Origin of the sequence: Brevibacillus fluminis (assembly GCF_003710825.1) — a bacterium.
In the GTDB taxonomy this organism is placed as follows: domain Bacteria; phylum Bacillota; class Bacilli; order Brevibacillales; family Brevibacillaceae; genus Brevibacillus_D; species Brevibacillus_D fluminis.
In genome coordinates, this window is record NZ_RHHQ01000006.1 from 207,111 (window position 1) to 222,191 (window position 15,081).

The window sequence follows — 15,081 nt, forward strand, 5'->3', positions numbered from 1 at the left end:
CGACATTAATAGACAATAAATACATAATGTATGATGGCAAAAAATGTGGAGTTGATAGCATGAATGATAGGATTGTCGTTCCCGGTTATAAGATTACGGACAGAATCTCCAAGAATAGCAACCAGCTTGTTTATCGGGGCATCAGGATAGAGGATCAGCTGCCTGTCATTTTAAAAATGCCAAAAGAAGGCTATCCCGCAAAAAAGCTCAAGCATGAATTTCATATTTTGCAATCTCTGCATACGACAGCCGTCACGAATGTTGTTGAATATATCAATGTCGGAAGAGACAGCGTCCTAGTGATGGAGGATCACGGTGGGGTGCCGCTCGATCTGTTTTTAAAGATGAAGCGACCTTCGATTAAAGAGATCATCTCCATTTGCATTCGGATCGCCCGCTGTATCGGTGAAACCCATCAGCAGCACATCATCCACAAGGACATCAATCCTACTAACATACTCATTCGACCGGATTCGCTCGGGATCAAGCTCGGCGGATTCGGCAGTGCGACCCGGCTTGCAGAAGAATATCAGAGCGTATTGAATCAAAGGGAGCTGGCTGCAAGCTCACCTTATGTGTCTCCTGAGCTGACGGGCCGTATGAACCGCTCGCTTGACTATCGAACCGACTTTTACTCCTTTGGCATCGTCGCCTATGAGATGTTGACAGGGTTTCCGCCGTTTTTGTCCACAGATTTGCTAGAGATGGTGCACGCTCATATCGCGCTTGCGCCGATTCCACCCCATGAACTGAATCAGGCCGTACCAGGCGTCCTTTCGGAAATTGTGCTCAAATGTTTGGCTAAAAACGCGGAAGACCGTTACCTCAGCATTTCTGGCTTGATCGCCGATTTGCAGCAATGTCTGCACCTGCTGGTCGAGACCGGAAAAGTCGAGCCGTTCCCCATTGCCATGCAGGATCAGACGGATCGATTGATCATTCCACAAAAGCTGTATGGGCGCAAGCAAGAGGTGCAAAAGCTGGCTGACGCGTTTGGGCAGGTGGCAAATGGCGCTATGCGCTTCATTCTGGTCAGCGGCAGCGCAGGTGTTGGCAAATCAGCACTGGTCAATGAGGTGCAAAAATCGCTCTACACGGGCAAGGGCCGCTTTGTTCGAGGCAAGTATGATCAGCTAAAGCGGGAGATTCCGTACTCAGCACTGCTGCAAGCCTTCCAGGAATTGATTCAGCAGCTCTTGATGGAGGAGGAAGCTGAGCTTGCGATTTGGCGGGAAGCGATTCTCGATGCGATGCAAGGGCTCGGACAAGTCATCGTCGAGGTAATCCCCCAGCTGGAAAAAGTCATCGGCAAGCAGCCGTCCGTGCCGGAGCTGCTCCCGGCTGAAGCCAAAAACCGGTTTCAATTTATGATGCAGCGCTTTATTCGCGTTTTGGCTCGACCCGACCATCCTCTGGTACTGTTTCTCGACGATTTGCAGTGGGCGGACACCGCATCGCTTCTGCTGATTCAGGAGCTGTACAAAGATTTACAAATGAACCACCTGCTATTAATTGGCGCCTATCGTTCCCAGGAGGGCACGACGAATCCAGCCTTCCTGACGATCCTAAACGAGCTCGACTGGCAGGATGCGATCATCGACCGTATTCAGCTGAGGCCGCTTGACGTGACACAGATCAATCAGCTTTTGGCGGATACGCTTCGTCTCGAACCGCTTTACACGATGCCGCTGGCCAAAATCATGGTGCAAAAAACAGAGGGGAACCCGTTTTTTGCCAGACAGTTCCTTAAATCGCTCTATGACAGCCAGCTTCTGACCTTCCGGCATGAAGAGCGGTGCTGGCTGTGGGATGTCGATCAGATCGAGCGTCTCAGCACGGCGGACAATGTCGCCCAGTTTCTCGTTGACAAGGTGCTGCAGCTTCCCCACAGCACGCAAAGGCTGCTTGCCTATGCTGCCTGCTTGGGCAACACCTTTTTCCTCGATATGTTGGCCGCGGCAAGCTCGCAGGAGGAACTGGACGCCGCGCAGCAGCTATGGCCGGCCATTTTGGAAGGGCTGCTCTATCCCCTAGAAGGGGAACAGCATATCGCCTATATGGCAGATGCGCTTGACGACTTTGAGGATACGCCGAAAGTGCAATTCGTGTTCGTGCATGACCGGATTCAGCAAGCTGCTTATTCGCTGCTTGGTGCAGACGAGCAGAAAAGCGCCCATCTCATTCTCGGCAAAATGTTGGAACATCTGTATTTCACGGTGAAATCAGACGACTACCTGTTCGAGATGTGCGACCATTTCAGCAAAGCCGACGATTTGCTCGAGGAGCGGGATGCCCGGCTTCGCGTGGCGCGCTATCACCTGATGGCAGGGCAAAAGGCGAAAAGCTCGACGGCGTATGATGCCGCCCTGCAATATTTGAAGCGCGGAGCCAAATTGCTTCCCGCCGATGCCTGGCGAGCAGATTACCCGCTTACAATCGAGCTTTACACGCTCTTGGCGGAAGCCGAGTATTTGTGCAAAAACTTTGCGGAAGCGGAGCGGTTGTTCCGAATCGTTTTGGATAACGCTAAAACCGCGCTGGAGCGCGTACGCGTTTTGGAAATTCAAATCCATATGTATACGGCACTGGCAAATTTTCCGCTTGTGGTGGAAATCGCCAATGATGCGCTGAGCCAGTTGAACGTGCGCATTCCAGCGGCCCCGGGAAAGCTTGATTTGCTCAGAGAAATGCTACAGATCAAGCGGAGATTGGGCACACGCAACGTCGAGCGGCTGCTCGATCTACCGCATGTCCCGGAAGAAAGCTATAAAGTAGCGATGAACATCATCAGCTATGCCGGTCCGTCTTCGTACTTCGTCAACCAGAACTGGTTTGCGCTGACGATCCTGCGCGTGCTTAACCTCTCGCTTGTTCACGGCAATTGCGTTGCTTCCGCCAACGGGTACACCGGATACGGCATCGTGCTCTGCAATAAATTTTCCCAATACAAGTCTGGACATGATCTCGGGAGACTGGGGTGCCAGATCGCGGAGAAATTCCAGGATCCCCTTGCCATGACGAAAGCGTACGGCGCATTCGCGATCATGATCAACCATTGGCGCAATCATGCTAAAACAAATATTCCGCTGTTGAAAACAGCCATCCAGCATGGGCTTGAGAGCGGGGGCAACATTTATGTCGCCTATAATTCCCTCGGCTTGCTTGACGCCATGTTTTTCTGCGGCACCTCGCTTGACGAGCTAGGCAAGCAGCTGCGCCTTTATGCCGAATTGATCCGGCAGGTGAAGGTTGTCGACCATGACGACCGCGTGCTGTTGCTGCATCAATTCCTCGACTGTCTGACTCTCTGGAAGCAGGATCGCACTGTATTCGCAGGTCACGGGTTCGATGAATCGGCCTATGTGCTGGATCTGCATGCGGACAGCAACGGATACAAGCGGTACATTTACCACTTTTATAAAATGCACGCCTGCTACTTGTTCGAGCAGTATGCGCAAGCAGCGGCCTTATCGATTGAGGCTGAACAGTGGATTGAGACGGTCAATGGCCAGCTGCTAGCGGCGCAGCATTACTTCATGCAAAGCCTGGCGCTCACCACACTGTACGAAACCGCCAATCAGGAAGATCGCACTCTTTACCGGAAAAAAATCAAAGTCAATTTGAGCAAGATGAAGCGCTGGGCCGAGAATAGCCCGGAAAACTTCTTACACAAGCAGCAGCTGATGGCAGCGGAGTGGGCACGTGTGCGCGGGAAAAACCAAGAGGCCTCGAATTTGTATGAACGTTCGATCCAAGCGGCGAGACAAGCGGGCTTTGTGCAAAATGAAGCGATCGCATGTGAGTGTGCAGCCAAATTTTCGCTGTCAATCGGACTTACGACGCTGGCCAAAGTGTACATGACCGAAGCGTATGATGCCTATCTCATGTGGGGCGCTGTGGCGAAAGCGGCTGATCTGGAAGAAAAGTATGCCGATTTGTTGTACCGCAGCCAATCAAAAGCGTCAGACCGTCCGGTTGAATCGATCATCGAGATTGCCGCCGCGATGGCTTCTTCGCCCGTAAACACGCAGCGTCCCGCCGCAAACATTCTCGACTTGATGACGGTCATCAAAGCTTCGCAGGCCATGGCGAGCGAAATCAAGCTGGAGAATCTGCTGGAAACGATGCTCGGTACGGTCATCAGCAGTGCGGGCGCGCAAAAAGGGCTGCTGATTTTGAAAAACGAGGCGGAATGGCTGATCGAAGCCGCCGGCTATGTGGGCAAAGACATGGAAATCATGCAATCGATTCCGTATGACCAGAGCGGTTTGCTCTGCGTGTCGATCGTCAATTATGCGATCCGGACGGAGGAGATGGTGGTGCTGCATGATGCTTCGCGCGACGAGCGCTACCAGAAGGACGCCTACATTGCACAGATCAAGCCCAAGTCGGTTCTCTGCGCACCATTGTGGAAGCAAGGCAAAATGATCGGGATTCTCTATCTGGAAAATAACATAGCGTCCCATGTTTTCAATGAAGGTCGGACTGAGCTCTTGCGCCTGATTTTTTCCCAGATTGCGATTTTCATCGAAAATGCCCGCTTGTACCATCGCCTTGAAGTGTGGAATCATTCGCTCGAAAAAATGGTCGCGGAGCGGACTGGCGAAATTCAGAAGCTTTTGCAGGACAACAAAAATTTGCTGAACCATGCGGGCCAGGGCTTTCTGCTATTTAGCGACAATCTGGTCGTCCATTCTGAATACAGCCGCGAATGTTTGCGGATTTTTGGCAAGGAAATCGCTGGTATAGCGGTATCTGAGCTCTTATACCCGGATCACCAGGAAGAGCGGATGTTCATCGAATCGCTTCTGCACAAATACTTTGAAACGAAGAACATCATGCAAAAGGAATTGTATCTGACCTTGATGCCGCAGGAGATTACGGTAAACCAGCTGCCGGTGAAGCTGGAGTGCAGACCGATCCATGATGCCGGGGAGGCGCAGATCGGCCTGATGCTCATCCTTACTGACTTAAGCGAGAAGCGCGCGCTGGAAAATAAAATGGAGCAAGATTTGCAGATTTTGAAAATGGTCGTGTCGGTCGTGACCAACATTGAGCTGTTTCAGGCTGCAACGCGCCAGTTTGAGGCGTTTTTCAAGCATGAATGGGAAAGCTTCTTCGCCAATGTCAATGGCGGCAAAGAGCGGTTGTTCGAGCTGATCGGCAGACTACATCAGTTCAAAGGGGATTTCAGCCAATTCCATCTGCTGCATACGCCGCAGAAGCTGCACGATTTGGAGACTGAGCTATTCGAGTGCATACGTCAAAACGACCCAGACGCGCTAGCGAGACTCGGGGCTGCGATCGAACCGAATGCCGTCCTACAGGTGATGGAGCAGGACATGCAGATGCTCAGGCAAAGGCTTGGGTACGGGTTTTGGGAAAGCAAAGAGCAGGCTGTGTCGTTTAGCCAAGACCGTTGGAAGCTGTTTTGTGATAAGCTGGTAGCCCGCATGCATGTGGAAGGCGATGAGGAGCTGTACCGTGCGCTTCAAGAGCTGCAGCACCGCCCTGTCGGCGAGCTGTTCACCCGTTACACCGATACGGTCACCCAATGGGCGGTCCGCTTAGGGAAGCATGTGTCCCCACTCAAAATCGAGTGCGATGAGCTGTGGGTCAATCCGGACCGATTCGCTAGCTTTGTCAGCTCGCTCGTCCATGTATTCCGCAATGCAGTCGACCACGGGATCGAGGATGAGGAGGAGCGGCTTGCGCAGGACAAGGAGCTGTGGGGCAGTATTCGCTGCACGATCAAGCAGGAAGCGGACCGATTGGTGATCGCGATCGCGGATGACGGTCGGGGCATCGATTTGGAGCAGGTCAAGAGCAACTGGCTAAAACGAAACGGCGTCGGTTTTGTCGATGCGCCGGTCTGGAGTGAGCAGGAATGGCTGGCTAAACTGTTCGCGGATGATTTCTCCTTGAAAAACGAGGTCAGCGAAATGTCAGGCCGCGGTATGGGTCTTGCCGTCGTCAAGCGGGAGCTGGAGCAGCTTGGCGGCCACGTTGAAGTCAAAACGCGCAAAGGCGAAGGGACAAGCTTTAATTTTTACGTGCCGCTGGATTAGTTGCAGCAGTGCTGGTTCAAAAGAAACCGGAGGTGTACCCCTCCGGTTTTTTGTACCCCAAATCGCTTGCAGACGGGGTGTGTCTGGCGCTTATGTGCGCGGCGTGCTACGATTTGTTTATCTTGACATAAGGAAAAATTCGGAAGGAGTGATCGATTTGAAAGGCATCATTTGCATTACGGGAGCGTCATCCGGGATCGGGCTGGCCACCGCCTTGAAACTGGCGCGCGAAGGCTTTACGGTGTATGCTGGCACGCGGCAATTGCAAAGAGAGCTGGAAACGCATAAGGACATAGAAAACCTCCATTTCCTCGAGATGGATGTAACCAAGCCAGATACGCTGCGTCAAGCATTTTCCGCAATTGAGCAAAGGCATGGGCATCTGGATGTGCTGTTCGCGAACGCGGGCTACGGTTTTTTAAAAGCGTTGGGGCAGGCCTCGATGCAAGAAATCAAGGATGTGTTCGAAACGAATTTTTTCGGGGTGATCCATACGATTCAGCTTGCCGAGCCCTTGCTGCGCAAGGCGGATGCTGGCTATATCATCGCCACCTCCAGCGTGGGTGGACTGGTCGGTCAGCCACTCAATGAAGTTTACTGTGCAAGCAAATTTGCGCTTGAAGGCTTGCTTGAGAGCATGGCGACGTATTACAAGCCGACTTTCAATATCGACATTACCCTCTTGGAGCCGGGTGCCATCGCCACCAATTTCGGCAGCACCGTGCAGCGAAACATCGAAGAAACAGGCGGCATTCCAGACGATGTGTACAAGCCGATCGCTGACGCATATTTAGGGACATATGCCAAGCGTAACACCGCGCCGCAGACCGCTGAATCAGTAGCGGAAGTTGTGTTGGGTCTGCTTCAAATGGAGACGAAGCCGCTGCGCGTCCGCACCTCGGACGCAGCCGAAGCGTTTGCTGCCCACAAGACTGCTGCGGACCCGATGGGATTGGAAGGAACAGCGAAGATTCGCAAGCTACTCTTGGGGTTGTGATCCGTAGTATTTTGGCAGCGTCGCCTTGGTGTTTGCAGAAAAAAACCAGCCTCCCGTAAAACAGTGCGGGAAGGCTGGTTTGATGTTACAGGACGTTTGCCATTGCGCCAAGCAGCTTGTCTTCATCGACCGGCTTGGTAATATAATCGCTTGCGCCTGCTTTAATCGCTTCAAACACAAGCGGCTTCAATCCGTATGTGCTAACGATGATGATTTTGGCAGCATGGTTTTCTTTCACAATCAGTTTAACGGTTTCGATGCCGTTCAGCTCCGGCATGTTGATGTCCATCGTGATCAAATCCGGCCGGTGCGTCAAGTATTGATGGTACGCTTCATAGCCGGTCGTAGCTTCTGCAATGACTTGATGTCCAGCTCGTTCGAGCGTCTGCTTTATGTATTCTCTGACTACTACAGAGTCATCTGCGATCAGGATGCGAGCCATAGGACCTCCTCAGGTATCATACTGGTAGAATGAGATGGGATAACGGTAATGTTACCATATCATTGGAGAGAAAAAAGTAGCAAGAAAAAAATGGTTACCCTCAGTCTAATGGATGACTCGTTTTCTTGAAATGAGCATCTAGCAGGAGACAGCGCTTCACTGCAAAAAAGCAGCTCGCCCTAATGGGCAAGCTGCTTTTTTGCAGTGAAGCTGGTGCTGACACAAATGCGATGACGGTCTCACATCCCGTAATAGGAACGGAGTGCCTGCACAATGCCGAGCGAATTTTTGCGCAAGTCTTTGGCGCTGAAGAAAATGTCGCCTTGCACCTGTGGGTATTGCGTATTGTAGATCAGCTGATTGATGATTTCTTGGGCGTTTGACCAACCGGCTTCCGCGGTTCCCAGCTTGTACGGCGAATGGCCGATGTAGAGCTTGACGCCGGTGCCGTTCACCTCGTTCGCCCACCATGCTACCAGCTTGTCATACTGCGCGGGCGTAAATGAGAGGCTCCAGTACAATTGAGGCGCGACATAATCGATCCAGCCTTGCTTGATCCACGTCCGCACATCCGCATACATGTTGTCATAAGCGGTTACGCCCGCTTTCGTATCCGAGCCGGTCGGATCTTTGGCGATATTGCGCCAGACGCCGAACGGGCTGATGCCGAATTCGACCTGCGGCTTGGCGCTGTGGATGGATACGCCTAGCTGGGAAACGAACTGGTTGATATTGTCGCGGCGCCAGTCGGCCAAGTTCGCGATTTTTTTACTGTTGTACGCCTTGAACGTCGCAGCGTCATTGAAAACGCCGTCTGACGGGTAAAAGTAGTCATCCAGATGAACGCCATCGATGTCATAGTTTTTCACGACTTCCATGATGTCCTTAATGATTTCTTGGCGCGCCTGGGGAATTCCCGGGTTGATGTACAGCTTGTTGCTGGCATTGACGATCCAGTCTGGATGCGCCTTGGCCACATGGTTAGCGGCAAGCTTGTCCGTTTTGGCGTCCGTATTGGCCCGGAACGGATTGAACCAGGCGTGGAATTCCATGCCACGCTTATGCGTCTCCTCGATCATGAAGGCGAGCGGATCATAACCTGGATTTTTTCCTTGCGTGCCGGTCAAAAACTTGGACCACGGGACAAGGGAAGAAGGATAAAGCGCATCTGCGGCAGGTCGTACCTGGACAAATGCGGCATTCATGCCCATGCTCTGCAGCTCATCGAGGAGATGGATGTACTCTTGCTTCTGTTTTTGCTGGTTGCCGACGGACGCGGTGGACGGCCAGTCGAGATTGAAGACGGTGGAAATCCACACGCCGCGTAACGAACCTTCCGTATGTACAGAACCGTTGTTATTGCTTGTATCGCCCGACGATTCGCTGCCGGAATTGATGATGTCCGGAGGCGGACCTGCAACTGAACCGTTTGCAGATGTCAAAAGAATGGTACGGCTTGCCTGATCCCAGTCTACCGTAAGGCCGAGCTGCTCGCTGACGAACCGGACAGGCACCATGATTCGGCCTCCTTTGTTTTCAGCGGATGCATCTAGTGAAACGCTGTTGTTGTTTACCACGGCAAACGGCATGTTGACGGTCATTAAAATGGTTGTCCCTTGACGGCTGATTGTGGCTGTCTGGCTGCCCGGGTCCCAATCGACGGATGCGCCAAGCCCTTCGCTAATGATGCGAAGCGGGACCATCGTGATGTTTACCCCTGGCAGGATGTAAGGCGAGACATCGCTTGCGAGCGGTTGCCCATCCAGCAGGAGGGTGATGGCGGAAGGTGCTGCAGCCTGCACAGGCGGCGGCTGAAGCGCCGGGACGCTTGCTGCAAACAGCAGGAGCGTAAGAAAGCAAATGTGAATCCAGTTGCGAAACCTCATGTTGAAAAGCCTCCAAAACGATAGATTTGCGAGAAAATCTCTATGGACAATAGACGCCCGGGCGGCGTTTTTGTTTCGCCAGAACAGGAAAAATAGAGCATTTTGACTAGATGGCAGACGAAGCGAACTATATTTTTCGCGCTAGTCGGATATGATACAATAAACGAAATGGTTATCGGACTTTCGCAAGTGGCCAGGGGATGATGCAGGCGGCGGCAACGGGATGCTGCGCGCTTTCTTCTCGTTGTGCACCATGCGATCCCCCATTGGAGGCAGTGATGCTGCGGGAAAGGGGTGTGCGCACCTGTGGGTGTGATGCTTACGATTGAAAACGTGATGAAATACAAAGGGAACGCGGAAGGGGCGGCAGCTGAACTGTTGTTTTCCGGGATTACAGCCAGCGTTCGGCAGGGAGAGCGCATCGCCTTGATCGGCACGTCCGGCCAGGGGAAGAGCACGCTCTTACGCGTGCTGGCGCGGCTGGATCTGCATGACGGCGGGCGGATTGCACTGCATCAGCGATCGTCAGAAGAGTCGGACGCGCGGGAATGGCGAAAGCGGGTGTGCTATGTCGCCCAACAGGCCGTGATGCTTCCTGGTAGCATCGAGGATAATTTGCGGACGGCCAGCCGCTTGCACGGACAGCCCTATGACGACGAGCTAGCCGGACGGCTGATGGGCTGCCTCGGTTTGGAGCATTTGGATATTAGCAAGCGGGCAGCGGATTTGTCCGGCGGAGAAAAGCAGCGGGTGTCGTTGGTCCGCTCCATGCTGCTGGGCTCGGAGCTTCTGCTGCTGGATGAAATCACAGCCTCGCTTGATAAAAACAGCGCGAGAAAGGTCGAAGAAACTTTGGATGAGTGGCATCAAACAAGAGGAACGGCGTCGATCTGGGTCACGCACGATCTGGAGCAGGCGCAGCGGGTGAGCGACCGTACGTGGTTCATGGCAAACGGGACGCTTGCGGAAGACGCGCCGACGGACGCTTTTTTCGAGCAGCCCACGACGGAAGCGGCACGCAGCTTTTTGCAGCTGCCGAATAGCACGGTGAGCCTATGAGCTTGTTCTCGTTAAGCTGTACGCTTGTGTTTGTGCTAGCCTCGATGGTCATCTCCGTCTGGCAAAAGCTCGGCCTCGAAAAAGACATCGCGATCGGGACGATTCGATCTGCGGTGCAATTGCTCGCGGTCGGCTACGTGCTGCAATTTATTTTTCAAGCGGACCAGCCTGTCTATTTAGTCATCATCATCTCGTTCATGATCGCCGTCGCTTCGTGGAATGCAAGCAAGCGTGGTAAGGGGATGAAGGGGATTTTTTGGCGGATCGCTGTCGCGATCAGCGCCATGGAGCTGCTGATGATGGGGATTCTGCTTTCGCTCGGCATGATCTCGCCGACGCCCCAATATATCATTCCGATCAGCGGCATGACCATCGGAAGCGCGATGATCGTCTCCGGACTATTCATGAACCAGATCAAGCGAGAGTTCCAGGCGTCGCGCGGAGAAATCGAGACGCTGCTGTCGCTCGGGGCAACCGCCAAGCAGGCGATTCAGGACATTCGGCGGCGGACGGTCAAATTCAGCATGATTCCGACGATTGACGGGATGAAGACCGTGGGCATCGTCCAGCTTCCCGGGATGATGACCGGCATGATCGTGGCCGGAGCGGATCCGGTCGAAGCGGTGCGCTACCAGATTTTGATTGTCTTTTCTTTTACAGGGGCGGCTGCAATGACCAGCATGCTGCTCAGCGTGTTGTGCTACAAGCTCCTATTTACAAACGATTTGCGGATGAAGCAACTGGACGGCGATAGTTAGCCACCGTGCATTACGTATGCCGACCATACAAAAAGCAAGCTGCCATCGGGAAACTCTCCATGTGGCGGCTTGCTTTTTGTGTGCCTGTCCGTTATTCGGTACTCGGGTGGATGCTACCATCCGCGTCAATGCGCACGTCCTTTGAGATCGATTGGATTCGCTGGCGCAGCTTTTGGGCGTTTTCGGCGTTCATCGGGACAGCTTGCCCCAGTTCAGCGTGATGGGGAAGCATCGTGAGCGAGCAGGTGCCTGCTTTTGTGCATGTCGCTTGCAGCACCATCGTTTCCCATGTACGCGGCTCGCTCGCTCTTGTAAAAATAAAGTTACCGGTGCTGTAGGCGATCCATTTGTCGCGATACGATTCGAATCCCTGTAAGACGTGGGGATGACCGCCGACAATCAAATTGGCGCCCGCATCGATGAAGGCGCGAGCCAGTGTCGTTTGATGCTCGACAGGCAAATCTTCTCGCTCTTTGCCCCAGTGGGGGATGACGATGACAAGATCGGCATGCTCTTTGGCTGCACGGATCGCAGCGACGGCTCGTGCGGGATCGTAGACCGAGGCGACGCCCGGCATGTTTTTCCCAGCGTACCAGCTCACCTCCGGGATCACCCGGCTGAAACCGAAAAAGGCCATCTTAATGCCGTTTCGCTCCACGATGATCGGGGCGTACGCGCGATCGTCATCGGGGCCTGCGCCCATGTACGCGATGTTATTTTGCGTGAGGGCGTCAAACGTATCCAGTAAGCCGTCAACCCCTTGGTCCATCGAATGGTTGTTGGCCAGATTGACCAGGTCGATTCCGGCCGCTTTCAGCGCGGGAATCGCTTCCGGCGGCGATTTGTAGACGAACTCTTTGTTGGCTGCCGGCATGCCGCGTTTTGTAACCGGCGTTTCCAGATTGCCGATCGTATAGTCGTCGTCTGTAAACAGATCCTTCACATAGGCGTAGGGAAAATCGTAGCCTTGTTCCTTAAGCCGCGTTTCCACATGTCCGGTAAAAATGAGATCGCCGATGAAGGTCAGCTTGACGGTGGCGGGTTTTTCCACAGGCGTGGTGATATTTGTCGATTGCTCCACCGGCGGCGACTTGTCTAGCAGCCCTTCCAGATACGCTTTGCCGACGAAGAGTATGCCAGCCACAGCGAGACAGGCGAGCAGGATGCCACCTGCAAGCAGGCTGATTTTTCGCGGACGGAAGGCATTCTGTCGCCGATTTCGCTTCTGTTCCCGGCGCATGGTCGCGATCCGCTCGCTTCTCGTTTGATCCATGATTTTTGTCCCTCATTTTGCGATCGTTTCTTTTCTATATATTCAGCGAAGTGATGAGTTCACCTTTCATAAGACGGTTAAAAAAGACAAAATGTTACATTTTTCGTGTTTTGTTGTTGGGCGAATCAAATTTTTCTTGAATATCAGAAAATATCTATTTATAATTAAAATCAGAAATCGTTTCCGATATTCGGAAAAGTTTTTCAATCAATTCATCCGGTATGTCGAATTAGGGGGATGACAGGGTGATCGAAGTTAAACAACTTGTTAAGTCATTTGGCTCATTGACCGTGCTGAAGGGTGTAAACCTCACGGTGAATGAAAAAGAAGTGGTCGTTCTGCTGGGAGCCAGTGGTTCAGGGAAAAGTACGCTACTTCGTTGTTTGAACTTTCTGGAAATGTATGACCAAGGCGAGATTTGGGTCGGTGGCACGCGGATTGATCCGAAAGTGACCAACTTGAACCAATTCCGGTCCGAGGTCGGGATGGTGTTCCAGCACTTTAACCTGTTTCCGCACAAGACCGTTTTGGAAAATGTCATCGAGGCGCCTGTCCATGTCAAAAAAATGAGTGTGGCAGAAGCCAAGGCACTCGGCAACGAACTGTTGAAAAAAGTCAACATGCAGGACAAGGCCGATGTGTATCCGGACATGCTCTCAGGCGGCCAGAAGCAGCGGGTTGCGATTGCTAGAGCACTCGCCATGCAGCCGAAAATCATGTTGTTCGATGAGCCGACGTCAGCGCTTGACCCCGAGCTCGTGGGAGAGGTGCTGCAAGTCATGAAGCAGTTGGCCCGTGAAGGCATGACGATGATCGTCGTGACGCATGAAATGGGCTTTGCTCGCGAAGTTGCGGACCGAGCCGTATTCATGGATAACGGCCAAATCCTCGAACAAGGACCGCCAAGCACATTCTTCGAAAACCCGCAGCATGATCGCACCAAGCAATTCCTCGGTAGCATTCGTTAAAAAATCATACAGATTCCAGGGGGGCTTTATTATGAAAAAGAGAACAAAATGGACAGGCGCATTCGTCACAACCGCACTTCTCAGCTCGATTTTATTGGCAGCATGTGGAGCGGGAGGCGGCGGCAACGCAAGCGCACCAGCAGCTTCCGGGGGCGATCAGGCAGCGGGAGGCAAAAAAGATTTCACCTACGCGATGAGTGGCGTGTACAAGCCGTTCAGCTTTAAAGACAACGGGAATTTGACCGGCTTTGACGTGGAGATCGGACAAGCGTTGGCGGAAAAAATGGGCATGAATCCAGTGCCGATCACCAATCCGTTTGAAACGATCATCCAAGGGCTGGTTTCCAATAAATACGATTCGATCATCGGCAGCTTGACGGTGACTGACGAACGCAAAAAAGCAATCGCTTTCACCAACACCTACTACCGTTCCGGTTCGCAAATGTTCGTGGCGGAAGACAACAACACGATCAAGACGAAAGAAGATTTGAAAGGCAAGCGAATCGGTGCGCAAAAAGGATCGAGCTACCTGGAGTGGGCGAAAAAGCTGACCGATGCGGACAAAATCACAACCTATGACAGCGACATCACCGCGCTGCTCGACCTGACGACCGGCCGACTCGATGCAGTGATCACCGACCAGGTTGTTGGCTTGCGCTTCATCAAAGAGGGCGGCGGCAAAATCAAAGATGTCGGCGAGATGCTCAGCAAGGACGACCAGGCGATCGGCGTGCGCAAAGATGACAAGGAAATGCAGGACAAAATCAATAAGGCGCTGGATGAGATCATCAAAGACGGCACTTATGAAAAAATCAGCCAAAAATGGTTCGGACGCAATATTCTGGGTCAATAACGAAAACGATGCGCAAGGAGGGTGTCCCGCTCCGAGGACACCCTCACGTTTTTTCAGCCAGAGCGAGGAGTGATCATTTGTGATTGATATTTTATTCTCCAGTTATCCGCTTTTCCTGAGTGCGATGTTGCTTACACTAAAATTGACGGTCGTCGCACTGGTAATGGGCTGTTTTGTCGGTCTTGTGGTTGCATTTTTCCGCATTTCTGATTCCAAAGTGTTAAATACCATCGCGCACATTTACATCACCGTCATTCGGGGCACACCGCTGATCGTGCAGATCGCGATCCTTTATTTCGGGATTTCCAGCTTGGTAACGCTTTCAGCGTTCTGGGCGGGGGCGATTGCACTCGCGATCCATAACGGCGCGTACATCGGTGAAATTTTCCGCGGCGCGATCCAATCCATCGACCGCGGGCAGATGGAAGCGTCTCGCTCGCTCGGCATGCCGTATTCGATGGCGATGCGGCGGATCATTTTGCCACAAGCGTTCCGGCGGGCGATTCCGGCATTGGGCAACCAGTTCATCATCGGGTTGAAAGACTCGTCTCTGGTCGCGTATGTCGGGATGTCCGATCTGTGGGGCGCAGCGCTCAGCGAGGCGGCTTCCAACTACCGCCAGCTCGATACGTATATGGTAGTCGGCGTGTATTATTTGGTCCTGATCATGCTGTTCACGTACTTTGTGAACAAGCTGGAAGGAAGGCTGTCCAATGACCGCCGCTCCGCAAAGCCGCAGAGCAAGGATAGTGGCGTGGCAGCGTAATGTGAACAATA

General features: G+C 52.9%; 10 protein-coding genes. 7 read left to right on the plus strand and 3 right to left on the minus strand.

The window, feature by feature from the left end:
- Positions 1 to 59 precede the first annotated feature (59 nt).
- Both EDM56_RS06655 and EDM56_RS06660 read left to right on the plus strand, forming a co-directional pair.
- Positions 60 to 6,068 (plus strand): AAA family ATPase, encoded by a 6,009-nt coding sequence (locus EDM56_RS06655; RefSeq protein WP_122917109.1) that lies wholly within the window; start codon positions 60 to 62, stop codon positions 6,066 to 6,068.
- Positions 6,069 to 6,216: 148 nt separating this feature from the next.
- A complete protein-coding gene (locus EDM56_RS06660) occupies positions 6,217 to 7,065 on the plus strand; it encodes an SDR family oxidoreductase (protein WP_425456285.1) in 849 nt (282 codons plus the stop codon).
- 85 nt (positions 7,066 to 7,150) lie between these two features.
- Here EDM56_RS06660 and EDM56_RS06665 read toward each other — a convergent pair whose 3' ends face one another.
- Both EDM56_RS06665 and EDM56_RS06670 read right to left on the minus strand, forming a co-directional pair.
- Positions 7,151 to 7,507 (minus strand): response regulator, encoded by a 357-nt coding sequence (locus EDM56_RS06665; protein ID WP_122917111.1) that lies wholly within the window; start codon positions 7,505 to 7,507, stop codon positions 7,151 to 7,153.
- 239 nt (positions 7,508 to 7,746) lie between these two features.
- Positions 7,747 to 9,393, minus strand: coding sequence for a family 10 glycosylhydrolase (locus tag EDM56_RS06670; protein ID WP_122917112.1), 1,647 nt, complete (start codon positions 9,391 to 9,393; stop codon positions 7,747 to 7,749).
- A 315-nt stretch (positions 9,394 to 9,708) separates the two neighbouring features.
- On the opposite strand from EDM56_RS06670, the gene EDM56_RS06675 reads away from it, so the two are divergent.
- Positions 9,709 to 10,452, plus strand: a complete 744-nt coding sequence (locus EDM56_RS06675) for an ABC transporter ATP-binding protein (protein ID WP_246009292.1) — start codon at positions 9,709 to 9,711, stop codon at positions 10,450 to 10,452.
- Entirely contained in the window at positions 10,449 to 11,210 is a 762-nt protein-coding gene (locus EDM56_RS06680; protein ID WP_122917113.1) for an ABC transporter permease, read from the plus strand. Before EDM56_RS06675 ends, EDM56_RS06680 begins: the two co-directional genes overlap by 4 nt.
- Before the next feature lie 91 nt (positions 11,211 to 11,301).
- Here EDM56_RS06680 and EDM56_RS06685 read toward each other — a convergent pair whose 3' ends face one another.
- Positions 11,302 to 12,483 carry a CapA family protein gene (locus EDM56_RS06685; protein WP_122917114.1) on the minus strand — a complete coding sequence of 394 codons (1,182 nt, stop codon included), beginning with the start codon at positions 12,481 to 12,483 and terminating at the stop codon, positions 11,302 to 11,304.
- Positions 12,484 to 12,728: 245 nt separating this feature from the next.
- Here EDM56_RS06685 and EDM56_RS06690 point away from each other — a divergent pair, with 245 nt between their 5' ends.
- From EDM56_RS06690 to EDM56_RS06700, 3 genes are all read left to right on the plus strand, one after another.
- The gene (locus EDM56_RS06690; protein ID WP_122917115.1) at positions 12,729 to 13,451 is read left to right on the plus strand and encodes an amino acid ABC transporter ATP-binding protein; all 723 of its coding nucleotides are present in this window, start codon (positions 12,729 to 12,731) and stop codon (positions 13,449 to 13,451) included.
- A 31-nt stretch (positions 13,452 to 13,482) separates the two neighbouring features.
- Positions 13,483 to 14,304, plus strand: coding sequence for a transporter substrate-binding domain-containing protein (locus EDM56_RS06695; RefSeq protein ID WP_122917116.1), 822 nt, complete (start codon positions 13,483 to 13,485; stop codon positions 14,302 to 14,304).
- Between the two features lie 79 nt (positions 14,305 to 14,383).
- Complete coding sequence (locus EDM56_RS06700; RefSeq protein ID WP_122917117.1) at positions 14,384 to 15,070, plus strand: amino acid ABC transporter permease; 687 nt, start codon at positions 14,384 to 14,386, stop codon at positions 15,068 to 15,070.
- The last annotated feature ends 11 nt before the right edge of the window (positions 15,071 to 15,081 follow it).

Coding starts and splice junctions, on each gene's coding strand:
- EDM56_RS06655 (WP_122917109.1), top strand. CDS start 60: ATGAATGATAGGATTGTCGTTCCCGGTTATAAGATTACGGACAGAATC.
- EDM56_RS06665 (WP_122917111.1), bottom strand. CDS start 7,507: ATGGCTCGCATCCTGATCGCAGATGACTCTGTAGTAGTCAGAGAATAC.
- EDM56_RS06670 (WP_122917112.1), bottom strand. CDS start 9,393: ATGAGGTTTCGCAACTGGATTCACATTTGCTTTCTTACGCTCCTGCTG.
- EDM56_RS06675 (WP_246009292.1), top strand. CDS start 9,709: ATGCTTACGATTGAAAACGTGATGAAATACAAAGGGAACGCGGAAGGG.
- EDM56_RS06680 (WP_122917113.1), top strand. CDS start 10,449: ATGAGCTTGTTCTCGTTAAGCTGTACGCTTGTGTTTGTGCTAGCCTCG.
- EDM56_RS06685 (WP_122917114.1), bottom strand. CDS start 12,483: ATGGATCAAACGAGAAGCGAGCGGATCGCGACCATGCGCCGGGAACAG.
- EDM56_RS06695 (WP_122917116.1), top strand. CDS start 13,483: ATGAAAAAGAGAACAAAATGGACAGGCGCATTCGTCACAACCGCACTT.